This window comes from Adhaeribacter pallidiroseus, from assembly GCF_003340495.1.
Taxonomy (GTDB): Bacteria; Bacteroidota; Bacteroidia; order Cytophagales; family Hymenobacteraceae; genus Adhaeribacter; species Adhaeribacter pallidiroseus.
The window spans coordinates 2,881,883-2,906,284 of sequence record NZ_QASA01000001.1 but is presented as its reverse complement, the minus strand read 5'-3'; the positions used below and the strand labels follow the sequence as shown (position 1 = coordinate 2,906,284).

Annotated in this window: 16 protein-coding genes and 1 tRNA gene; 8 read left to right on the top strand and 9 right to left on the bottom strand. The window is 44.2% G+C overall.

The features are described 5' to 3' along the window. The first annotated feature begins 572 nt into the window (after positions 1-572). Entirely contained in the window at positions 573-1,793 is a 1,221-nt protein-coding gene (locus tag AHMF7616_RS11555) for an alginate lyase family protein (RefSeq protein ID WP_115373024.1), read from the top strand. A gap of 1,075 nt (positions 1,794-2,868) precedes the next feature. Here AHMF7616_RS11555 and AHMF7616_RS11545 read toward each other — a convergent pair. The 3 genes from AHMF7616_RS11545 to AHMF7616_RS11535 form a co-directional block, all read right to left on the bottom strand. After that, positions 2,869-2,940 (bottom strand) — tRNA-Glu (locus AHMF7616_RS11545). A gap of 163 nt (positions 2,941-3,103) precedes the next feature. Then, on the bottom strand, positions 3,104-4,741 hold the full coding sequence (locus tag AHMF7616_RS11540) for an amidase (RefSeq protein ID WP_115373022.1): 1,638 nt from the start codon (positions 4,739-4,741) through the stop codon (positions 3,104-3,106). Positions 4,742-5,166: 425 nt separating this feature from the next. Next, entirely contained in the window at positions 5,167-6,357 is a 1,191-nt protein-coding gene (locus AHMF7616_RS11535) for a S8 family peptidase (protein WP_115373021.1), read from the bottom strand. A gap of 447 nt (positions 6,358-6,804) precedes the next feature. On the opposite strand from AHMF7616_RS11535, the gene AHMF7616_RS11530 reads away from it, so the two are divergent. Then, entirely contained in the window at positions 6,805-8,361 is a 1,557-nt protein-coding gene (locus AHMF7616_RS11530) for a RecQ family ATP-dependent DNA helicase (RefSeq protein ID WP_317047600.1), read from the top strand. A gap of 20 nt (positions 8,362-8,381) precedes the next feature. Further along, positions 8,382-8,720, top strand: coding sequence for a RecQ family zinc-binding domain-containing protein (locus AHMF7616_RS27735; protein ID WP_317047599.1), 339 nt, complete (start codon positions 8,382-8,384; stop codon positions 8,718-8,720). On the opposite strand, the gene AHMF7616_RS11525 is transcribed toward AHMF7616_RS27735, so the two are convergent. Next, positions 8,710-9,252, bottom strand: coding sequence for a hypothetical protein (locus AHMF7616_RS11525; RefSeq protein WP_115373020.1), 543 nt, complete (start codon positions 9,250-9,252; stop codon positions 8,710-8,712). The genes AHMF7616_RS27735 and AHMF7616_RS11525 overlap by 11 nt on opposite strands. A 347-nt stretch (positions 9,253-9,599) precedes the next feature. On the opposite strand from AHMF7616_RS11525, the gene AHMF7616_RS11520 reads away from it, so the two are divergent. Then, a complete protein-coding gene (locus AHMF7616_RS11520) occupies positions 9,600-10,487 on the top strand; it encodes a hypothetical protein (RefSeq protein WP_199474192.1) in 888 nt (295 codons plus the stop codon). Positions 10,488-10,611: 124 nt separating this feature from the next. Here AHMF7616_RS11520 and pncA read toward each other — a convergent pair whose 3' ends face one another. From pncA to AHMF7616_RS11495, 5 genes are all read right to left on the bottom strand, one after another. Next, positions 10,612-11,223: a bifunctional nicotinamidase/pyrazinamidase gene (pncA, locus tag AHMF7616_RS11515; protein WP_115373018.1), complete on the bottom strand. Its 612-nt coding sequence runs from the start codon at positions 11,221-11,223 to the stop codon at positions 10,612-10,614. Positions 11,224-11,379: 156 nt separating this feature from the next. Further along, the gene (gene fahA / locus AHMF7616_RS11510) at positions 11,380-12,651 is read right to left on the bottom strand and encodes a fumarylacetoacetase (RefSeq protein WP_115373017.1); all 1,272 of its coding nucleotides are present in this window, start codon (positions 12,649-12,651) and stop codon (positions 11,380-11,382) included. A 276-nt stretch (positions 12,652-12,927) separates the two neighbouring features. Further along, positions 12,928-13,197 carry a NifU family protein gene (locus AHMF7616_RS11505; RefSeq protein ID WP_115373016.1) on the bottom strand — a complete coding sequence of 90 codons (270 nt, stop codon included), beginning with the start codon at positions 13,195-13,197 and terminating at the stop codon, positions 12,928-12,930. Positions 13,198-13,200: 3 nt separating this feature from the next. Continuing rightward, positions 13,201-14,304, bottom strand: coding sequence for an Mrp/NBP35 family ATP-binding protein (locus AHMF7616_RS11500; RefSeq protein WP_115373015.1), 1,104 nt, complete (start codon positions 14,302-14,304; stop codon positions 13,201-13,203). Between the two features lie 339 nt (positions 14,305-14,643). After that, complete coding sequence (locus tag AHMF7616_RS11495; RefSeq protein WP_115373014.1) at positions 14,644-17,829, bottom strand: InlB B-repeat-containing protein; 3,186 nt, start codon at positions 17,827-17,829, stop codon at positions 14,644-14,646. Positions 17,830-18,403: 574 nt separating this feature from the next. Between AHMF7616_RS11495 and dnaG the strand changes: the two genes are divergently transcribed. From dnaG to AHMF7616_RS11475, 4 genes are all read left to right on the top strand, one after another. Continuing rightward, positions 18,404-20,353: a DNA primase gene (gene dnaG / locus AHMF7616_RS11490; protein ID WP_115373013.1), complete on the top strand. Its 1,950-nt coding sequence runs from the start codon at positions 18,404-18,406 to the stop codon at positions 20,351-20,353. A 100-nt stretch (positions 20,354-20,453) separates the two neighbouring features. Next, complete coding sequence (locus AHMF7616_RS11485; protein ID WP_115373012.1) at positions 20,454-21,653, top strand: glycosyltransferase family 4 protein; 1,200 nt, start codon at positions 20,454-20,456, stop codon at positions 21,651-21,653. A gap of 200 nt (positions 21,654-21,853) precedes the next feature. Next, positions 21,854-23,044: a glycosyltransferase gene (locus tag AHMF7616_RS11480; RefSeq protein WP_115373011.1), complete on the top strand. Its 1,191-nt coding sequence runs from the start codon at positions 21,854-21,856 to the stop codon at positions 23,042-23,044. Between the two features lie 55 nt (positions 23,045-23,099). Beyond that, the gene (locus AHMF7616_RS11475; protein ID WP_115373010.1) at positions 23,100-24,305 is read left to right on the top strand and encodes a bifunctional 3,4-dihydroxy-2-butanone-4-phosphate synthase/GTP cyclohydrolase II; all 1,206 of its coding nucleotides are present in this window, start codon (positions 23,100-23,102) and stop codon (positions 24,303-24,305) included. Positions 24,306-24,402 lie beyond the last annotated feature (97 nt).

Below are 24,402 nucleotides of genomic sequence, written 5' to 3'. Positions count from 1 at the left end.
GCTGCGTAAGCTTAAGACCGGCTGTGAGCGGCGACAGTTGCCGACCAGAAAATTCTTTAATGGGTATAGTCTAGGTTGGCAGTGGGAACTAATTTTTTAAAAATAGGTGCAGGCTGGTCGTTGACCAGCCATTTGGGGTAGCTGATAAGATTTATCTGGTTCGGCAATTTCTCAAAAAACGACGTTATAAATATATACCCAAAGCCACGGTTTTAGCCAAAGTTTTCTCTTATTCAACTGCTTTAAGGACGCATTTTAACCAGCAAGCTTCTACTTTAATTTAAGAGATAAAGGCCTGGGTATTGCCTACTATTTTGCTGCCAATTTATCAATAGCTGCATCAATTCTTACTTTCCTTTCATTAATAAATTAGGTATTACGGCATTGCTGTTGGATGCTCTATTTATAAAATTGTTTATAATGTGTAAATGGTAAAAACACCTTAATGCCCTCTTAAAGAATTTTTATACAGGTGTTAAAACAAAAAAGTACAATTTTAATTTACATTACGCCTTGCTTGACTTTCCCATTCGGTTGTAACTTTGTAACGTAAAACAAGAAATGTATTTACCATGAAAAAACCGCTATTCACCTTACTTTTCTTACTTCTTTTCTCCTTTAATTTTTCCATTTCCCTTTCGGCCCAAATAAAGCCCAACACTTTTCTAATGAATGGGGAATTGTTGCTACAAAATAAATTGAAAATAGCCGCAAATGATGAACCTTGTTTAGCGGCGCGGCGAATAATTGTCTATGCCGCTACTCCCATTCTCACCCGGGAACCTTATACTATTGTCAATAAAACTATTGCTCCGCTCAGTGGCGATACCCATGATTACATGAGTTTAGCTCCCTACTGGTGGCCTAACCCCAATACCGCTACGGGTTTACCTTACATTCGCAAGGATGGACAGACGAACCCACAGGTAAATGAAGTAAAAGACAATTCGTACCTTCAGGCTCTAAGTCAGGATGTTCGCTTATTAGGGTTGGCTTATTTTTATACCAATGAGGAAAAATATGCCCAAAAAGCTACCGAATTATTGGAAGTGTTTTTCCTCAACAGCGCTACCCGCATGAATCCTAATTTAAAATATGCGCAAACGATAAGAGGAGATCTGACAGTTTACGGAACCTGTACCGTTGACTCCGAGCATTTACCGGAACTGCTCGATGGCGTACAACTTTTGGTAGGTTCAAAATCCTGGACATCTACCAAGCACGAAGCCTTAAAGAACTGGTTTAGTGAATATTTAACCTGGATGTTGACGAGCGAGTGGGGTAAAAAAGCAAGTAATGCTCCCAATAACATTGGTACTTATTACGACTTGCAGGTAATCACTTACGCTTTATTTGTGGGTAATAAAACCTTAGCCAAGGCTCTGATCGAAAAACAAACATTTCCAAGAATAGAGACTCAGCTGGGAGTAAACGGCGAACAAGTGCTGGAGTTGGTCCGCACGAATGCATGGACGTACTGCAATAAGAATTTAGATGGTTGGTTTAGCCTGGCGAGTGTGGCCGAAAGCGCCGGGATCAATCTATGGGACTATACTTCAACCAGTGGCAAGAGCCTCAAAAAAGCGTTACAGTGGATGTTACCCTACGGGGCTAAAACTAAAGTTTGGCCTTACCAGCAAATTGGTCTTTTTAAACCGGAGTACCTGACACCCATGGCCCGGGTAGCCTCTGCCATTTACAAAGATCTTAAACTGGATACGCAACTTTCCGCGACCCATACCCGCTTTGTAGCAGGAGCTTACCTAGAGCTTTTAACATCGCGGTACCAATAAACTAAAGGTGGATGATTGATCTATTATGATCTTATAATCGCGAATATGTAAAACTAAGCCGTTTTTTAAAAAAAGCATTAGTTTTGAGAGCTAAATTACTGAAAGAAGAAAGCCGGAAACATTTTTAGTATTATCCGGCTTTCCTTTTGAAAAACCTTAGGCTTACCTTTTCCGAAGTTTTTTGGGTAATTTGCTCTCTAGGTGTTTACACTTGCCGCAAGTACCTATCGGCTTCTTGTTTACCAGCCTACTACTCTACCGGGTATGTCAGTTTTCTCAAAAATAGAACTGTTAAAGAAAAGAATAAAACTTAACCTGAAACAGTGCTTATACAAATGGAAATCTTTACTCCTCACTAAATTGCCAGAAAGTTCTCAAAATTTTTCAGAAAGGCCAAAAGGCCCCGCGCTTAACCGGGAGAATGGCCTAGGCTAAGTTGCTTTTTAAATGTTACCAAAAAAGCCGGAAGACTTATTCAGAACAAGCAATAAAACAAATTCGGGACAAGCTTTACCAATTTGCCAAGCTCGAAGTTGAGGCCAGGTGAAAAAGAAAGTCATTATAGGTACGCGCGTGAGCCTCCGGAACAAGCTGATACAGGTTGTAGCCTCCGGGATTAATAGGAGCGCGTTTAGAACAGCCTTGTAAGTTTAAGAACCTTGAAGTAGTCTTCTCTTTAAAAAAAGGTTATTGCGCGAGAATCGTTGATCGGCCCCAGTTTTAGAAATTATTGAAGTACATGAAAGCTAACAAAAAAAGCAGGAATTGCCTACGAGTAATTAAGGAGAGTGCTTTAGCCGTAACGCTTCGGATGCTTGAAGGATAACCAAACGATTGAAAGGATTGGGCATGGAAGTAAACGCGGGGAGCAGTGGATTGATTTTGCTGCGCCCGAGAGGATATATAGGCTCTTGTTTTATGTCACGAAACCAGCGGTAGAAAAAGACCGACAAGCGTTAAATCCTAAAAATGGCCTGGAAAAGTTTCGTACAGCTTCTCCGAGCCAATAGAACTGTTTTCAAAAGAAATAAGACATAAAAAAAGGGATACGCCGGAAGCATATCCCTTTGGTAAGTAGCCCGTAGGGGAATCGAACCCCTGTTACCAGAATGAAAATCTGAGGTCCTAACCCCTAGACGAACGGGCCATTTAAATTTAGTGGTGCAAATGTAAAAGAACAGTTTAACTAATCAAAATATCTAACTTAAAATTTTACCAAATTGGAACAACATCATCTAGCCCGTTATACATAAACTAAACAAACCCAGGAGTTCCAGACTAATTCCCTTTAGGTCTAAAATTTAAAAAAATTAAGCGGGTATGGTCGTTTTTTTGAAAGTTGGAGCTACCCGGGTTTTGGAGGCTTGTTCGTAAGCGTAGGCCAGTTTAATTAATTCGGGTTCGGTGTAAGCAGTACCAAAAAAGGAGAGCCCAATGGGTAAACCATCTACCTGGCCCATAGGTACCGTGATATGCGGGAAACCCGAAATAGCCGCTGGCGATGATAAACTATAACCCGGAGTCCCCGAAGAATCGCCGTTAATTAAATCAATGCACCACGATGGTCCGTAGGTAGGACCCGAAATGGCTTGCAGGTTATGTTTCTGCATTGCCGTTTGAATGATATTACGCGAAGTGATAACATTTTTCTTGAGAGCCGCCAAGTATTCCGGGCTGTTCAGGTCGCCGAGTGCTTCGGAGCTTTCCAAAATTTCCTGTTTAAAAAAAGGCATAGCTTGATCTTCGTGGGCTTTGTTAAAAGCTATCAGTTCTGGTAAAGATTTTACCGGAGCCTTGCTCTGGGCCAGGTACTTGTTTAAGCCGTCTTTAAATTCGTATTGCAGCACTTTGTACTCATCGTCCCCTAGTTCCCGCATTTTTTTAATTATTTCTACTTCCACAATGGTAGCTCCTTTACTTTTAAGTACAGCTAAGGCTTTCTGCAGCAAAGCAGTAACATCTTCGTGGCCTTCCAAAAAAGCTTTTTCTACCCCAATGCGCTTGCCTTGTAAACCATTCACGTCCAGAAAAGGAGTATAGTCCCGCAGCGTTTTACCGGTACTTTCCTGGGTAACGGCATCCGCCGGATCAATGCCGGTTAAAGCACCTAATAAAATAGCAGCATCGCGTACGGTGCGAGCCAGCGGGCCAGCCGTGTCCTGGGTTTTAGAAATTGGAATTATACCGGAACGGCTTACCAAACCTACCGTAGGTTTAATACCTACCACACTATTGATCGCGGCCGGACAAACCACGGAACCATCGGTTTCGGTACCTACCGCAACGGCGCACAAGTTAGCGGCAACGGCTACGCCCGAACCGGAGCTGGAGCCGCAAGGGCTTCTATCCAGCACGTAAGGGTTTTTGGTCTGACCACCCCGGCTGCTCCAGCCGCTTGCCGACCGCGTGGACCGGAAATTAGCCCATTCGCTGAGGTTGGTTTTTCCCAAAATAACGGCACCGGCTTCGCGGAGGCGAGCTGTTACAAAAGCATCTTTGGTAGCATGGTTTTCTGCCAGGGCAATAGAACCCGCCGAGGTAGCCATTTTATCCGCCGAGTCGATGTTATCTTTAATCAATACCGGAACACCGTGTAAAAGGCCTCTTACTTTACCGGCCTTACGCTCCTGATCTAAAGTATCGGCTATGCGGAGTGCATCAGGATTTATTTCAATAACGGATTTTAAGTGAGGACCAGCCTGATCAATGGCCTTAATACGATCCAGGTACATCTGGGTAATAGACCGGGACGTAGAGGTACCGTCTTCCATTTTCTGTTGCAAGTCTGCTACGGTAACTTCGTTTAATTCAAAATTATCAGAATCAGCGCTAGCAGCGTTGTTGGTAGATTTTTGTTGAGAGGTGCCCGGTTGACAAGAACTTACCAAAATTGTTGGCAAAACTAGCCCCGCTAAGCCTGTATTTTTTAAAAAGTATCTTCTGTTCATGCGCGTTTATTTTGTAAGAAAGATACTTTTGGAAATAGTAATAAGAAAGTACCGCGGAATAATTATTGTGTTATAGAGCTTTTTTGCAGCAATAGCAAAGGAAAGGAATAAGATTGAATTTTAAAATTTAAAGAAATATGCTCCTATAATGCATTCTCCGGAAAGATACTAAAGCACTTCTAAACTCTTATTAACCGTTATTCCAGAAGAATCCTATTAAATTTATGGCTAGTTAGATTCTTCTGGAATGACCGATCTGGATGGGTTATGTTCAATATAAATAGTTCCTTGTTATCGCCAACAGGAAAAATTTAAAAAAATAGTATGTCTTATTAAATGGCTGCAATTTTAAGTTGCTAGTTTGTTTTTAAAGAATTACTCGCAGTTGCTTTCAGGTTATAAACCAACAACTAAGGCCATTTTTCCTACATCTGCGGCGCGCGAACCAAACCAGAACCTATATCAAATGGATCAAAGCCGGTTTTTAAGCCCAGGCTGGTACCCGAACCAATTAATCGAGCCGCTAGTTGAGCAGGACTAAGTATGCCGGTTGTTTTAATTTTTTCGGCCCATAAAGCCGCTACGCCGGCCACGTGCGGGGTAGCCATACTGGTACCACTCATTAACGCAAAACCCCCGCCCATTTTAGCCGACATAATATTCACGCCGGGGCCGGATACGGTGGCTCCGGTATTCGAAAAATTAGCCACTACCAGCCCATCCGGATCTTCGCCGAGCGCCGCTACCGAAACAATGCCCTCGGCCACGGCCGGCGGACTCACGGCAATTTCAAAATCCGGATTTGTATCGCGCAGGCTTTCGTTACCAGCCGCAGCTACTACCAGGGTGGTTTGTAAGAAATTAGCTTTCGCGTTTATCAAGGCTACTAAGCGCTCAAAGAGCTGCACGTTAGTCCGGTAGCCTTCCAGTGCCCGGGAGGTAGCCAATTCCGTGGGGAAGCCATTATCTTGTAACCGCTTTACCAGGCCCGGGAAATCCATACCCAAAGACATGGAAATAACGTTTGCTCCGTTATCAACGGCCCATTGCATAGCACTCACAATTTGTTCACTGGACCCACCTTGCGAGCCTAATACCTTGCCGATTAAAGCTTTTTCGACACCGGGAGCCACCCCAATGCGCACATTGTCCGAGGTTCGGCCGAAAATCGTACCGGCGCAATGGGTACCATGTCCGTGCTGGTCGCCGCTGCCCTCGCCTGTAAAATCGTTCTGGATGATACTTACGCCCGCAAATGCCGGGTGCGCAGCATCAATGCCGGTATCGAGCACCGCTACCACAATTCCGCTACCGGTAAAAGGGGAGGTATCGGCACCTACGGCCCGAACTCCCCAGGCAACTTCCGACGAAGTAGACTCGTCCAAGTCTTGTACCGCGACCGGCTCTATTAACTTCATGGGAATGGAAGGGGCTATTGCTATCACATCCGAATGACGGGATAAAGCAGAAATCCGGTTTCGGTCGATTTCCTCAATCTCTACCGTTAATCCAGCTGCTAAAGATTCGGTGGCACTCGTGGTGGCCATCCCACTACCCAGAAAAAGATCGCGCGAAGCAGCCCGAGCAAGTCGTAAAATAATGTGTTTTTCTTTCATAGATTGATTGATTGTTCCCGTTAAAATAATCAATATACAAATAGGACACAATACTGATGCATCAGTAAAAATCTACTAAAAGTTTTGCCGGTATTATATGTTCGAGATTGAAATTTAAACCTATATCGACATGTTAACGAAGGTGTTAATGTAAAAAACAGTCGCGAATATCTCTTGGAATAATATTTTAAAGGCTGGGTTAGCACCCATATTACTATTTCAGGTAACTCGCTGTAAGGAGAGAAGCAAAGAGATTTGTTATGCGTAGCAGGTTGAATTTTTAAAATTTCTGTAAGCGATGGAGGATGAAGTAAGGAGATAGTAAATTTTAGTAAACTTATTTTCACTCCATATTTAAATGGTTATTATTTCAAGTACTTCGTTATTATTTAAAGGCTTCTTTTAAATTTATAATTCTTATTTTTGACGGCCGATAAATAACCATTCTTGGAGCCTACTATTCATCAGATATTACAGAGATATTGGCAGTACCCCGCGTTCCGGCCATTACAAGAAGAAATCATTCAGTCGGTTTTAGCCGGACAAGATACCTTAGCTTTATTACCCACCGGCGGCGGAAAGTCTATCTGTTTTCAGGTGCCTGCTTTAGTGCGCGAAGGAGTTTGCCTGGTAATTTCGCCGCTGATTGCGCTCATGAAAGACCAGGTTGAGCAATTACAAAAACGGCATATTGCGGCTGTAGCTATTCATTCTGGGCTTAACAAACACGAAATCGATATTATTTTGGATAATTGTGTGTTCGGCAAAGTAAAATTCTTGTACTTGTCGCCGGAGCGAATTCAAACCGCTATTTTCCAGGAAAGAGTTAAACGCATGCGGGTAGCTTTGTTGGCCATCGACGAAGCGCATTGCATTTCAGCTTGGGGCTACGACTTTCGGCCGGCTTATTTGCAGATAGCGGCTTTGCGGGAGCTACTGCCCGCCGTGCCCAGCATAGCCCTCACGGCTACAGCCACCGAACTGGTTAAAAAAGATATCCAGGAAAAATTATTATTTCGTAAAAGCCCGGTTTTTCAGCAAAGCTTTGCCCGGGCCAACTTGTCTTATTCCTGTTTACCTACCGAAGATAAAACCGGGCGGCTGCTCGGAATTTTAAAAAATGTGGCCGGTAGTGCAATTGTTTACGTGCGCAGCCGGCGCCAAACCGTAGAAATTGCTAAATGGTTGCACGCCCGAGGAGTCGCTGCGGGTATTTACCACGCTGGTTTATCATTCGCCGAACGGAATAAAGCCCAACAAAGCTGGATTGAAAACAAAACCCGCGTAATAGTAGCTACCAATGCCTTTGGGATGGGTATTGACAAACCCGATGTGCGGTTAGTGGTTCATCTGGATTTACCCGAAACCCTGGAGGCTTACTACCAGGAAGCCGGTCGGGCCGGGCGCGATGGCCGGTACGCCTACGCCACCGTATTGCTGGGCCCCGCCGACGCTGCTGATTTACAATCCAAAGTAGCCGAAGCCCACCCACCCGTTGAAACTCTAAAACGCGTGTACCAGGCGTTGGCTAATTATTACCAGATAGCGGTGGGGAGCGGCGAGCTGGTATCGTATAATTTTCAGATAGAAGATTTTACCCGCACGTATCAATTAAAAGCTTTAGAAGTACACCATGCTATCCGGAAACTCGAAACCGAAGGCTTGTTGCAACTAAATGAAGCTTATTATGCGCCATCTAAAGTGTATTTTGCGGTGAGCCACGAAGAAATTTACAAATTTCAGGTAGCTCATCCAGAATTCGACCCCTTAATCAAAGCCTTATTACGTGTGTATGGCGGCAACCTGTACACCGGTTTTGTAAAAATTAACGAACGCCAATTAGCTGATTATTTACGGACGCCGGAAGCTGCCGTCCGTAAATCTTTAGAATACTTGCACCAACGTAATATAATAGAATACGAGCCCCAGCGCGAAGCTCCGCAAATTGTTTTTACCACGGCCCGGTACGATGCGACAACCTTACCCTTAGATCAAAAAAATTAATCCAATTCCGGAGAACAGCCGTGCAGAAAGCGGAGGCGGTAGTTGCTTATATGCAATCGGTTGGCCGGTGCCGGACACAGTTGTTGCTGGAATACTTTGGCGAAATTTCCGAGGAATATTGCCGGGTATGTGATTTTTGTATGGCCCGTAAAAAAGCCAAACGCCAGGAGAACCACGAAAGACTATTATGGGAACAAGTAATGCAGCATTTAACTCTGAAAGCCTTGCACCCGAAAGTATTAATTGGCCAGTTTGAACCTAAATTTGCCCCGGATCTCGCCACCCTCATCCGCGAACGGCTCGATAAAGGTTATTTGCACTACGATAAGGAAGGAAAATTGCATTTACTCAAAAACTGAAAAATATATCCGGTTGTTCTCCCGCCGATTTAGGAAGAATAGAAACACAATCGTCGTCGGTAAAATCTACTATTTCCAGGTTTAAATCAGTAGCCAGCACTTGTAACCGCCGGATAACGGTTTCTTTATCTTTCGCCTGAATAATATGTATTTTATCTTTTTCCGAAAACTTGATATAGCCATTATACACCGAAATGGTAATGCTATTAAAACCCGCTACCGACTCTAAGTTTTGCCTTACTTTACCGGATTGTACAAAAGCATACTCAATTATTTCGTAAGCTTTACTTTTGTATTGCTTAAAGCCTACAATCCATAAATACTGCTTAAAAGTTTTATTGCCCACATTTACTTCTAAGCCATAATGGGTGGTTAAAATTAAAAAAAGCCCCACCAAAGCCGCTACGCCCAAAAAAATAGAATTGGAGTTGGCAAAACACCCCATTCCGAAAACGAGCAAGCCAATTGCCGGAAAATAAGCCGAGCCAGAAATATATTTAGAAGTTTTATAATCGTAAACTTTTGCACCCATCTCTTTGATTGATTAATCAAAATTTTATGCCCCTGCACATTAATCTCCTAAAAGCATTTTGTTTAGAAATAGCTGATAGCAAATACAAATTACGAAAATATTAGCATTTATTTTTCTGGATAATTGGCTTTAAACACAAGTTTATCCAGAAAAAACAAGATTTCGGAAAGATCTTCTGGTTTATGCGGTTTCTGCCATCCGGGAAAGTTTTCTGTCAGGTTTTTTAAATTTTTTTAAAGAAGCAAAGCAACCATTCGGCATTTTATTCCGACCTGTAAGTAATTCCGACCAGCTCCTTCCGCTGCCTTGGAATTACCGCTTTAAACCTTTTAACTAAACCATATACTATGATGAAAAATTTATTCCGAAACAACTGGCGTTACTTGTTGCTTGTCTTTTTCTTGTTCCTCCTGAGTTGCGACGACGACAACGATAATACCCCGAACCCACCAGCGGATACCACGCAGATAAAATTACAAACCAGCGCCACTTTAGGAAGTTACCTCACCGACAAAGATGGCCGCACCTTGTATTACTTTTCGAACGATGCGAATGGTCAAAATAATTGCCCGGGTGGCTGCGAAGCGCTGTGGCCGTATTTTAACGTCGATAATTTAAAACCTGACATGCTGGGACAAGGCTTGGATGCAGCGGATTTTGCCACTATTACGGCGGCGAATGGCAAAAAGCAATTAACGTACAAAACTTGGCCCTTGTACTATTATGCGCCAATGGTAAACGGCACGAATACCTTAGAAGCGCCGGGCCAAACTACCGGCGAAGGAGTGGGTGGCGTTTGGTTTGTGGCTAAGCCCGATTATACCATTATGCTGGTAAATGCTCAGTTATTGGGCAACGATGGCAAAAAGTATAAATCAGACTATACCGAGGGCGAAGGCAAAACCATTTACTTTACCGATGGCAAAGGCTTAACGCTTTATGGTTTTAAGCCCGATAAAGCCAATAAAAATACATTTACCAAGCCCGATTTTTCGAATAATTCCGTATGGCCTATTTACGAAACCGATAAAGTAGTAGTACCCTCCACCTTAGATAAAACGTTTTTCAGCACCACCGACGTGTTCGGGAAGAAGCAGCTTACCTATAAAGGCTGGCCTTTGTATTATTTCGGTCCGGATGCTAACGTGCGGGGAAACAACAAAGGCGTAAGCGTACCGGCCCCAGGAGTTTGGCCCGTTATTTTAAAAGACGTAGCCCCCGCTCCCCCGCAATAAAATATAGCTAAAATTTTTAAATTTTTTGTTCTACCGAGTAACTAATTGCCCGCGGGAATTAAGTAAAAAACCGGGCTGATTCTTAGAGCAGCCCGGTTTTTTTCGTGGAAGTGCTAGTAATAGCTCAGGAAAAGATAGCGCCGCTCTGAATAATTTTACCGCCACGTTGGTGTATTTCTAATTTCGCCTTTTCAAAACCTTCGGCGTTAATGGGGCGCGTGGCATCTTCCATTAAAAACGTTTTAAATCCTTCTCGTAACGCATCTTGCACCGAAAAATAAACGCAAAAATCGGCGGCTAAGCCCGCTACAAATACCTGGCGTACTTGCTTGCCCCGCAGGTAATCTGCCAGCCCCGTGCTTTTCCGGTGGCCGTTATCGTAAAAGCCACTGTACGAATCAATCTCCGGGTCGGTGCCTTTCCGGAAAATAGCTTCTATTTGGCGCTGTTCTAAAGCTTCGGAAAAATCGGCCCCCGTAGTGCCTTGTACGCAGTGGTCGGGCCAGAGTACCTGGGGTAAACCATGCAAGTCTATGCTACTAAATACCGACTCGCCGGGGTGCTGCGAAGCAAAACTTTTATGATGAGCGGGGTGCCAATCCTGGGTAGCCACCACCAAATCAAAATGCGGCTGTAACTGATTAACAACCGGAATAATCTGATGGCCGTGGGGTACCGCTAAAGCACCGCCTGGTAAAAAATCGTTTTGAATATCAATTAAAAGTAAGGCTCTCATGAATTTATATTTTCAGGTAGTTTACTTTATTATATTTAACCTATTACGCTACCACAACTTAAAAGCGACGGAAACCTATGTTTTGGACTAAAAACCTGTTCGATAAAGTGAATTTTTAAATTTTTGATGACTTTGCCATTCTTTTATGAAGCAATTTTAAATAGCCGGTAAAATCTTCGTGCGCAGCTCACCAAAACCTACTCGCACGCTATTGTGCTCGGCGTAACCTTTAAAGATCAGCGTATCGCCATCTTCCAGGTAAGTGCGGATAGTGCCGTTGGGTAACAGAATGGGTTTGCTGCCGTTCCAGGTTAATTCCAGCAACGAGCCGTACGAGTCGGGCTCGCTGCCGCTAATGGTACCGGAAGCGTATAAATCGCCTACCTCGATATTGCAGCCATTGCTGGTTTGGTGCGCTAATAACTGGTTCATGGTCCAGTATAAATACTGCGTGTTAGTTTGACTGATTAAAGCAGATGGTTCCGGCGAAGTTTGTAAGTACACCTTGAGGTTAATGTCGAGGTGTTTATTACCGGTGTATTCCAGGTAAGGCAAAACGGCCGGGGTTTGCAAGGAGCCGGCTACCCGGAAAGAGTCCAGAGCATCGAGGGTAACAACCCACGGCGAAATAGAAGAAGCAAAGCTTTTCCCCAGAAATGGCCCCAGCGGCAATTGCTCCCAGCGCTGGATATCCCGGGCTGACCAGTCGTTGAATAACACGAGCCCAAAAATATGCTCCTCTGCCTCGGCAGTGGAAATACTGGTACCCAAAGCGGTATTGGTGCCGGTAATAAAGCCGATTTCTAACTCAAAATCGAGTTGTTGTGTGGGCATAAACGTGGGTAACGGCGAATTTTTAAATTTTATCTGTCCTTTGGGCCGATGAATAGGAGTTCCCGAAACCACAATGGACGAGGCGCGGCCGTGGTAACCAACGGGTAAGTGTTTCCAGTTCGGGGTAAGGCCATTTTCCGGATCGCGGAATAGCAAACCCACGTTGGTAGCTGATTCTAAGCTGGTGTGAAAATCGGTGTAGTTCGAAATTTTTACGGGCAAATGCATGTGGGCATCTACTTGTTTTACCAGGCACCGGTGCATCAATGCATCATTATCCCGGATTTCGGAATTATCATTGCGTAGTAAAACGGAAATTCTTTCCCGCACGGCCCGCCAAATGGGTTGGCCTAAAGCGATAAAGTCGTTCAGAAAAGAACGGTTAAAAACGGTAGGGTCGATATCCAATAATTCAAATAAGCCTTCCTGCCCTAATACGCATAAGTCCAGAATATAATCCCCGATAGCCACTCCCACCCGGGCATCCTGATCACCTACACTAAAAATCCCAAACGGTAAATTCTGAATCGGGAACTCGCTGGTAGCAGAAATTTGAATCCAGGAGTGCAGGTTCGGGTCGTTGGCTCTTAGCATTGGTTTGAAAACGAATTACAGTGAAAGATGGCGGGAATAAGCTAAAATACAAAATATTTAAAAACCGAAGCAGTAAATAATTTCGGCATCTAATTGGTAACCCAATCAACCACTATGTGGAATCTGTTGATAAGTAAAAATTTAAAAAATGGCTACCAAACACTTATAAAGTAAAACGATGATTCATCCGCTACTAAATAAAAGCGGCTGCTATCCCTCCGGCGGAGAAGATAGCAGCCGTTTACAAGTATTTTTAAAAATATTTAAAATCTAAAATTAAACAACGGGCAAAGTAAGATTTACAGCCTCTACGGCCCGTATTTCCGGAACTTCCCGTTTTACCGCTTGTTCTACGCCAGCCTTTAAAGTCATCGTGGACATGGTGCAGGAACCGCAAGCGCCCAGAAACTCCAGTTTTAATACCATATCATCGGTAAGTTCTAAAATTTTAACGTTACCACCGTCGGCTTCCAGGTACGGTCGAATCTGGTTCAGTGCGTACTCGATCCGGTCGAGGAAAGTGCTGCTAATTTGATTTGTTACCATAATTTATCGCGTAATAGATACTATCTTGGTTTTTTCCAGGCCGGCGTTGCGCACCGATATTTTTTGTGCTACAGCTTGAGCCACTTCATTAAAAACAGCGGCCGCCGCTGATTGGGTATTCATGATCTCGGGCGTACCTTGGTCGCCACTTTCCCGGATACTTTGTACTAGGGGAATATGCCCCAGAACCGGTACATCCCAGCGCTCAGCTAATTGTGCGGCTCCACCTTGCCCAAATATATAATATTTATTTTCAGGTAGTTCCGCGGGAGTAAAGTAAGCCATATTTTCGATAATGCCCAAAACCGGTACGTTTATTTGCGGTTGCCGGAACATCTGCAATCCTTTTTGGGCATCGGCTAAAGCCACTTTTTGCGGCGTAGTAACAATTATGGCCCCGGTAACCGGTACTGTTTGTACCAACGTTAAATGAATATCGCTGGTTCCCGGAGGTAAATCAATGAGTAAATAATCCAGTTCGCCCCAGTCGGTTTCCGTAATAAATTGCTTTAATGCCGAGCTGGCCATGGGTCCGCGCCATACAACCGCACTTTCGGCCGGAGCCAGAAAACCAATCGACATGATTTTAATGCCAAATTTTTCGATGGGTTGAATCAGGTTTTTGCCATCCGGCGTCCGGAATACATGCGGACGTTCGTCTTCTACGCCAAACATTACCGGAATAGAGGGTCCGGAAATATCGGCATCAATCAAACCAACCTTAGCGCCGGACTCGGCGAGCGCAATGGCCAAGTTAGAAGTAACCGTAGATTTACCAACGCCTCCTTTGCCCGAAGCAATGGCAATAATATTTTTAATACCGCCCAAAAGGGCTTCGTTATTACCCCGCGCCGAAGTAACCCGCGAAGTCATGTTTACGGTAACTTGGGCTTCTTTATCTACCATTAAAATAATGGCGTTCACGCAGGCGTTACGAATTAAATCTTTTAACGGGCAAGCCGGCGTGGTTAGAATTACGGTAAAAGAAACTAGTTTGCCGTTAATCTGAATATCTTCAATCATGTTTAAGGTAACCAAATCTTTGCCCAGATCTGGTTCCTCTACATAACTCAATGCCTTTAGTACATCTTGTTGGGTAATTGCCATAGTTTATATGCCTGGTTAAAAGCGGCGCAAAGATAAGAACAATTGCGGGAGATACTATCCGTCGCCTTTTATTAACTAACACGCAAGTAGCGGAAAAGATTTAAAAAAGGGTTGTTTTTAAAGAAACCAGGCCGATCTTTACCTAGTTTTGATTTTTTAAAACAATATAAAATTTAAAAATATTTTAAATCCGGGAGTAGTATTGGTTTCTTACCCGATTTTTACGTAGTATTTAAACAGTTTTTTTTACAAAATGAAAAAGCACGAAGCAGAACTTAAGGCTGCTTCGTGCTTTTTATGAATGTTATAGGTTGTAAACTTTAGCTAACAGCCCGCAAACTACTTTACCAACAATTTAGCTTGATGATTACCGGAGTTGGCGGTGGCATTAATCATGTATAATCCGGATTTCAAGCGTTTTCCTTTTGCAATTTCGGTGTGAACGGTACCTTGTTGATTAGTTGCTAGCTTTATTTTTTCCACTTCTAAACCAGTAGCATCGTGTAAGGTAAGGGTTACTTCTTCTTGAGGAGCAAAGCCATTCATTTCCACGTTCACTTTATTACCATCGTTCGGGTTAGGATAAACTACTAAGGAACTTTTAGCGGCGCTGGTATTTGCCGATACCGCATTCATACGGGCTGCAAAAGCAGTGACAGGAGCATTGGCTTTTAGTAAAGTAAGGCGGGGTTTGCCGTCGCCGTTGCCATCGTAATATTCCGAAATGTATAGATTACCCGTTTGCACATCTTCAATCACATCCAAAGGATTAGAGAACGGCCGGCGTAAACCCGGAATTTTAATACCCTCGGTAGCCTGAATAATTTCACCCGTGTAGATGCCAGGTTCCAACACCATAATGTCGTCGCCGCCACTAAACCGGCAAACCAGTAATTTGCCTCTTAATTTTCCGCCGAAAGCGTTGCTCTTGTATTCTATAACGCCGTTTGGCGAAATATTATTACCAAAATCATAAGCATAGCCCCGGTAGTTCGGTTCGGTAGGGGTACCCACCGGATAACCAAACAGGGCGCCATTTATAGTCCAGGTTATCTCTCCCGGGTCAACTCCGGCTGTAGGATTACCGCCGTTTAAAATAAATTCGTTGCGGAGCGGATTAGGATGGCCGTAATAACCACCGGCTACTACCCGGAACAAATAATCATTTTGCGTATCGCGTACATCTGTCATGGCCGGAATATCGGGACCAATGTAAGGCTGCCCATTCGACCAAACGGTACCGTATTTTAAAGGTAAAGTATTGCCACCGGCCGCAGAGCCGTTGGTGGGTACGTATAATTGACCATTTGAATGCCAAACTAAATCATAAGCATTGCGCACACCGGTAGCAAAAATGGTTAATGGCGCACCAGGTGCATAAGGGTTGTAGGTACCGCCAGCTTCGGTCTGTACATTAATTGGTAAGGCTTGTTGCCGCGCTAAATTAATATCTAACCGTAAAATAGATGCCGTTAACAACCGTTCGGGGCGATAACCCCAGGCCGCATCCGGTAAACCCATAGCCGTGTGACTACCCTGCGGAAAATACAAGGCTCCATCCGGCCCAAAATCCAGGGAGTTGCTGGAATGATCTTTATACGAACGGGGCAAGTTGGTGATGTAATCTGTTACCAGAGGATGCGCCGGATCGGTTAAGTTTATTTGCGAAATTTTACCGGTCCAATCCTGCACGTTATTAAAGGCTCCGGAAGAATGGCTGATCCAGGCTACCAGGTTACCAGCGCTGGCTCCCGGATCAAATTTAAAGCCGATGAGTAAGCGGCGCGCCGGCTCAAACGGGCTAATCGTGATATGATTACTTATGGAACCATCGGGGCTAATATCCCAGCGCTCAATTCTACCGCCGGAAGTGGCAGCATATAAGCGGCGGTCTGGCCCGATTACTAAAGTGGTAAAACCATCCTGGCCAAAGCTGTTATCCACTAAGGTTTGTTCGGAAAAAGAAATTCCCGCTAAATCCGTAGGTACTTCTCCCACATTACCAGTGGTAGTAAAACGAGACGCAAAAGGATAGATGGCGTTGCCAAAACCATCTTCTACGCCGTTGGTAATTAAAAATTCGTACGTTGTATTGGGCTTTAAAGTAGCCGAAAGCGTGATAGCGTCTCCGCCCGCAGTGGAGTTAACAGCAGTGCCTCCCACGAGAGTTCGTTGGTTATTGCCATCCACAGTATACAGTTTTACCGTATTGGTATTTACCGTATTGCCGTTAATGGAGCGGCCACTCGGGTATTTTAAATCCACGGATATAGACTGGTCCAGTGGCACGTTCCCAGCACCATTGGCTGGCCGGACTTCGGTTACGTAGGGACGTATGTTAATGGGTTGTTGTACCACCACCACATACGTGTTTTTAGATCCCTTAGCCGGGCTGGCCAAGTTGCCGCCTATTTTCACCTGGCCCGCCGGGAATACTTTCCGGTACAAAACCAGGTGATCGATGCGCGGGTCGTTTAAACCAATTTTATCGGATATTCTTTGAAACCCTTTTAACCATTTCGGTAAAACCACCGCAAGTGGATCGTAGGCTACGTAAACGGTTGCTGGCTGGCTCAGCTCAAAAGAAATTACTTCGGAAAGCCGGTTGCTTTTATCGTCGTTGGGCGTTTTGATAAAGGAAGCATTTTTTAAATAATCCGGAACAAAGGTTGCCTGGTAGTTGCGGTCAGTGTAGAGATTAGTACCTTCCTCCAGGTTAGAGACCGCATAAGGCCGGGTTGATTGGGCAGACAAGTAGGTAATTAAAGATCCGGCGGGTTGTTCCGGTCCAAAACTAGCTTGAATATCCTTGTTGCCATTCATGGTTATCGTCAGCGGATTGGAGCGACCGGAAGCTTGGCCGGTCCAGCCATTAAACTGGTAGCCCGCGGCCGGAATAGCGGTTAAAAGAACGGTTTCGCCTTTGTTATAAGTAGCCAGATCCGGGCTTTTCGTAACGGCACCGCCATCGGTAGCTGTGGCGGATAAAGTATACTGCGCTTGATCCACAACGCTGAAATTAATCGTCATGGCGCCGCCGGCTGTGCCAGAGCCTTTCGTGCCTGAGTAGGGAGTGGCAACGAGGGTGTAATTACCTACTGGGGGTATCCAGGCATTATAATTACCCCCAGTTTCGCTGTATAATGCATAAGGAGCTGCATTTTCGGTTTTGCTGCGAACAATTCTGCCGGTTAATTGAAAAACCATACTACCTACATCGTTAGGGTTGGTTACGGCCTGAATGTTTAATTTACGGGTGGGCAGCGTCGCTAAGTTTAGTACCGCGCCATCGGTAAGGGTTACAATGGGTTGGTCCGAATCGGCATTTATCAAGTTAAAATAGGCTACTCCGCCAGCTTCGGCAAAAGCGATTTTGGTGTTAAAACTCTTGGTGAGTTTTTGCCGGAAAGAATATCCGGGAATATAGCTCTGCAAGCAAGCTACGAGGCAAAGAGCCACAACAACCGACCATTTATTTCTTACAGTATTTGTAAGTACTGTTTGGATTGTAAATGTTTTTTTCATAAGTATTTGGTTAGTGATTATAAGCAGAACAGGAATAAAAATCTATTTAAAATTTTTATAAAAATAAGATGACAGGTTTACGCTGAACCATCAGTACTTTAACTAAGGAGAGAAGTTGAATGGTATCCAGAATAAAGGCCGAAGCGTAATTTTTTCACGAGGCCCAGTTTGTTGGTGCTTCCATTTAAATAAATCAAAAAAGCTGGAACAAGTAATTGCGTTACAGCAAGTAAGAAATTGCCCGGCATTCAGGAGTTAAACGCCGGAAGGAACCATGTTTACCAGTACTTTTCGATCTTAGCGGTCGATTTATCCTCAGTACGCTGGTAATTATAGTTTAATGTTGTAAATATTAGGCAATTATACTATTATAGGCTATATAATCAAAATTTTTGTTAATATTTTACCAATTTTTTTGCTAATTTTTAATTTAAAGATTCTAAAACATAGGTTTAAGGTTGCATTTGGTGAAAAATTTTATTTGGGAAAAAATAAGGTTAGTACCCGAGTTCGGGAAATTTAAAAATTAGTTTAAAAAGGTATCTTTGTTCTAAGAGCAAAGACTAGCGCGTGTATGGCCCTAATAAAAAAAGAAACAGTTGATCAGATTTTAGCTCAGGCGGACATTGTGGAGGTAGTAGGCGATTTTGTGTCTTTAAAGAAAAAAGGTCAGAATATGTGGGCGCCTTGTCCTTTTCACAACGAGAAATCACCTTCGTTTTCGGTTTCGCCGGCCAAAGGTATTTATAAATGTTTTGGCTGTGGCAAGGCAGGTAACTCGGTGCAGTTTATTATGGATGTGGAGGGCACCAGCTACGTGGAAGCGCTGAAATACCTGGCCAAAAAATACGGCATCGAAATAGCCGAAGAAGCTACTCCCGAGGCCACCAAAGCGCAAAATGAACGCGATAGCCAGTTTATTCTCTCGGACTTTGCCAAAAATTATTACCAGGAAATTTTATTTAACCACGATCAGGGTAAAACCATTGGGTTGCCGTATTTGCAGGAGCGGGGTTTAAGTTTGCCCATTATTAAAAAATTTGAACTGGGTTACAGCCTCGAAGCCTGGGATGGTTTCACCAGTAAAGCCTTAGCGCAAGGTTATCAGCAACGTTTTCTGGAAAGCACGGGTTTAACCATTGTAAAAGAAGATAAGAAGTACGATCGTTTTCGGGCGCGCGTGATGTTTCCTATCCACAATGTTTCGGGGCGGGTGATTGGCTTCGGCGCGCGAACTTTAAAATCTAACGATAAAACCCCAAAATATTTAAACTCGCCGGAGTCGGAAATTTACCACAAAAGCGACGTGCTGTATGGCTTGTTTCAGGCCAAGAATGCTATTCGGGCTCAGGATGTTTGTTATTTGGTAGAAGGATATCTGGATGTTTTGTCGCTGAGCCAGGGCGGCCTGGAAAATGTGGTAGCTTCGTCGGGTACTTCGCTCACCGAAGGGCAAATTAAATTAATTGGTCGGTACACCAAAAACATAACCGTGCTCTACGACGGGGATGCGGCCGGTATAAAAGCGTCGCTGCGCGGCATTGACTTAATTTTAGAAGGTGGACTAAACGTAAATGTGGTTACTTTTCCGCAAGGCGACGACCCCGATTCCTACATCCGGAAAGTGGGCGATGTGGCTTTTAAAGAATATGTAGATAGCCAATCACAGGATTTTATTTCGTTTAAAACCAACTTGTACGCGCGCGATGCGAAAGATAATCCGGTAAAAAAAGCCGAAGCCATCCGGGAGATTGTGAGCAGCATTGCCAAAATTCCGGATTCCATAAAGCGTCAGATTTTTCTAAAACAATGCAGTTCTATTTTTAAAATTGATGAAGATGTGCTGATAGCGGAGTTTAACAAAATTTTCCAGCAAAACCGCCAGCAGCAGCAAAAGCAAAATACCACCGCTACCTCCAACCGGGAATTTACCGATGAAGAACTTGCCGAAGCCGAAGCCTACGCGGTCGAAGCTGAAGCTTCTTCCGAACCGGATCCGGAACTGGACATATTGTATCATCACGAAAAAGAAGTAATCCGGCTGGCGCTTACGTATCCCACGCATCCTCTTTCGGAGGCCGAAGTGTTTATGTTGCCTTACTTACTCGAACAACTCGATGACACTACTTTCCACACGCCGGTTTTTCAGGAAATTATTGATTTTTGCCGGCAAAAATTAGCGGAGGGCCATTATCCCGTATCCGACGATTTTATTAACCACCCGCGCTCCGAAATCCGGACGGCGGCCATTAACCTGATGAGCCAGAAGTATGAGCTGAGCGATAACTGGCAAACTCACCAAATATTTGTACCCCGCGAAACCGACCAGTTGCAGTATGCCGCCGATACGGCGTTATTGCGGTTAAAGCGGTGCAACGTGCAGCAAATGATTAAAGAAAATATGGAGCAACTCAAAAGCCTGACGGATTTTGCGGCCATTAAAAATCAAATGGAAATTTTAAAAACCTTGAAAACGTACGAAGACCAATTCTCGGAACAATTGGGTACGGTGGTGGCCCGTTAAGTCTAAGAGATTTTTAATTTATTACCAATAATTGGTCACTGGATATTCATCATTCAAACCACGAACAACCAAAAACGAATAACTCCTTAGTTCTATTTCCTTGAAAACCCTTCACCTTTGCAACCGGGTGCCTTTTCCGCCGCACGATGGCGGGGCCATCCTGATTTATGATGTTATCAATAATTTACACGCCAAAGGTATTGAGGTTACTGTTTTGGCAATTAATACCCCTAAGCATTTTCAACCGGATTATGTACTCCAGGACCGGGCTCGCTTAATAACTGTTTTTGTAAACACTAACCTTTCGGTGGTAAAGGCTTTTTTTAATTTGTTTACCTCCATTCCTTACATTTTCGAACGGTTTGTGTCACCGGCGTATACCACTAGGTTAATCCATTTATTGCAAACCGAAACTTTTGATGTAATTCAGGTAGAAGGGAGCCAGATGGCTTGGTATGTACCTATTATCCGGCAATATTCTAAAGCCCCGGTGGTATTACGCGCGCACAACGTTGAATACACCATTTGGCAGCGTTTAGCCCGCCACGAAAAGAATTTTTTAAAAAAAATCTATCTGCGGTACACGGCCCGGGAAGTTCGCACCTTTGAGCAAGTTTATTTTAATCAATTTAATGTTATCGCCGCCATTACCCCCGATGATAAAAAGCGAATTCAGGAGCTGGGCATTGCCACCCGCGTAGAGGTTATTCCGGCCGGCATAGAACTAAGCCGGCTTTCTGAAATAAAAGCAACACCATCGCAGCCACAAACTTTGTTTATTATTGGCTCCCTGAACTGGTTGCCTAACCAGGAAGGTATTAACTGGTTTCTGCAAAATGTCTGGCCATACATTAGCCAAAAACATCCGGAAGTAGAGTTACACATTGCTGGTTCTTCGCCCCCAGAATCCTTATTAAATTTAAAAATACCCCGCGTTACGGTACACGGCTTTGTACCCGACGCGGCGGCTTTTATGCAGCAGTACGAACTCATGCTGGTACCCCTACTATCGGGCGGCGGCATGCGCGTAAAAATTGTAGAAGGCATGGGTTTAGGAAAATGCATTTTAACGACTCCGGTAGGCGCAGAAGGGATTCAGGTTACACCCGGGAAAAATATTTTAATGGCCGAAACAGCGACCGAATGGCAGAAAATGTTACACCAATACTTAACCGGTAAGTTGCCCGTGCTGCAAATTGCGCACCATGCGGCTAGCTTAATTCAGGAAGAATACGATAACAAATTAGTTATAGAAAAGTACATGACTCTATATAGTACTATAAAATCAACCATAATTTAAAAAAAATTCTTTATATTGGCCTTTATATATAATCAGGCGGGCTCTTTAAAGCAATTAACTTTTACTAACAGCGTTTTAGTTCTAAACTCTATTTTGTTCTATTTGCAATAGCATGGGTAACCGATTACAATAATGTTCGTTAGGATAACTAGTTGTAGTGACCTAATTAAATGCAATTTAACTAAGCACAAAACTGATTAATGAAAATACTGATGTTGTTATCGCGTGTACCTTACCTTCTGGATAAAGGAGATAAGTTGCGGGCTTTCTATCAACTACAGAAACTATCGGAAAAACACGAGATTACTTTATTTGCCCTAGCCGAAGAAACCGATTTGCTGGAAGAAGCAACTTTAGAATTGCAGAAATACTGCCGGCAGGTGTACTTATTTCCCCGACCTAAAGCCAGTATTTTCCGGAACCTGGCGGGCGCCTTCCAAAACAAAAAGCCGATCCAGGTAAATTACTTTTACGATGCCAAAGCGCAAAAACAGATTAATCAACTAATTGCCGAGCACCAGCCTGATCATATTTATTGCCAGCTTATTCGAATGGCTGAATACGTGCGGCACATCAAAAATATTCCGAAAACATTGGATTACATGGATGCTTTTTCGAAAGGCATGCAGCGCCGTTCCGAAATTGCCCCTTTTTATTTAAAACCGGTTTTTGCCCTGGAAGCCTTGCGCTTAAAAAAGTACGAAGCGGCGGTATTCCCGGATTTTCGCTACAAAACCATTATCTCGCGCCAGGACCGGGATTTTATTGCCCATTCGCGCCATAAAGATATTACCATTGTGCCCAACGGCATTCAAACCAGCTATTTTCATCCGCTTGATTTACCTAAACAGTACGATGTTGTTTTTACGGGCAACATGAACTATGCGCCCAACATTGAGGCCGCAATTTTTCTGGTTAAAAAAGTACTGCCCTTGGTGAAAGAGCAATTTCCGGCAATTAAAATTTTATTGGCCGGTGCTAATCCCAGTTACCAGGTACAAACCCTGGAATCGGCGCACGTAACCGTGAGCGGCTGGATGCCCGATATCCGGGAAGCGTATTCCAGCGCCCACGTGTTTGCTGCGCCTTTGTTTATTGGTTCGGGCGTACAAAACAAAGTTCTGGAAGCCATGGCCATGAAAGTGCCCTGTGTAACCACCCAACTGGTAAATAATGGGGTGGGAGCCGCCAACAACTGCCATTTGCTGGTTGCCAATACTCCGGCAGAGTTTGCCCGGCACATTGGCACCTTACTATCTAACCCAGCGTTAAAAGAGCAGCTAACCAAAAGAGCCTTGGACTTTGTGCACGAAAATTATTCCTGGAGCAAAGCCGTAGCCCCTCTGGAACAAGTATTTGATCCGGAATACGAAAACGTAGAACATTCTTGAGTAACTTTGTTCTTATAATACGGAGCATTTCCGGATTATTAACGAGGACTCAACTATGTTTCATACCATTGAAGAAGCTGTTGCGGATATAAAAGCAGGTAAAATCGTGATTGTAGTGGACGATGAAGACCGCGAAAACGAAGGCGATTTTATCTGCGCCGCCCGCGCGATTACCCCCGAAATTGTGAACTTTATGGCTACCCACGGCCGGGGCCTGATATGTGTACCGCTCACCGAAGAACGGTGCGATGCGTTAGGCTTACAACTCATGGTAGGGCGCAACACGGCGCTGCACGCCACTCCTTTTACTGTTTCGGTTGATTTAATTGGCCATGGCTGTACCACCGGTATCTCCGCCAGTGACCGGGCCAAAACCATTCTGGCCCTGGTAGACCCGAAAACCGATCCGGAATCCTTAGGAAAACCGGGGCATATTTTCCCGCTGCGGGCTAAGCAGGAGGGCGTGATCCGGCGAGCCGGCCATACCGAAGCGGCCGTAGATTTGGCCCGTTTAGCCGGTTTTGAGCCTGCCGGAGTTTTGGTAGAAATCATGAATGAAGATGGCTCCATGGCCCGCCTCCCGGATTTAGAAAAAGTAGCTTTGCGGTTTAATTTAAAACTTATCTCGATAAAAGATTTAATTAAATATCGCCTGAAACAGGAAAGCCTGATTACCCGGGAGATTGCCGTAGAAATGCCTACCGAATACGGCAAATTTGACTTGTACGCCTTTACGCAACGCAGCAACGGTGCTCAACACCTGGCTTTGGTAAAAGGCACCTGGGCTGAAGATGAGCCCGTGCTGGTTCGGGTGCATTCGTCGTGCGTAACCGGTGATATATTTGGTTCTTGCCGTTGCGATTGCGGTCCGCAGTTGCACAAAGCCATGCAAATAATTGAAAAGGCCGGCCAGGGGGTAATTGTGTACATGAACCAGGAAGGCCGGGGCATTGGCTTGCTGAATAAACTACGCGCGTACAAATTGCAGGAGCAAGGCCGGGATACCGTAGAGGCTAACTTGGAATTAGGTTTTGCCATGGACGAGCGCGATTACGGCGTGGGGGCCCAGATCCTGCGCGATTTAGGCGTTACCAAAATGCGTTTAATTACCAACAACCCGAAGAAGCGCACCGGTTTAATTGGTTACGGTTTAGAAGTAGTGGAGAACGTTCCCATCGAAATAGAACCTAACCAGCACAACCAACGCTACCTTGCCACCAAACGCGACAAATTGGGGCACACGATTTTAAAAAATAAATAGCTATTGATAAGTAAAAAGCCAGCTACATGCTGGCTTTTTACTTTTTTATTTGCTGGTGCTCCTATAATAGAAGTCTTTACATTATTGATAACTCTGG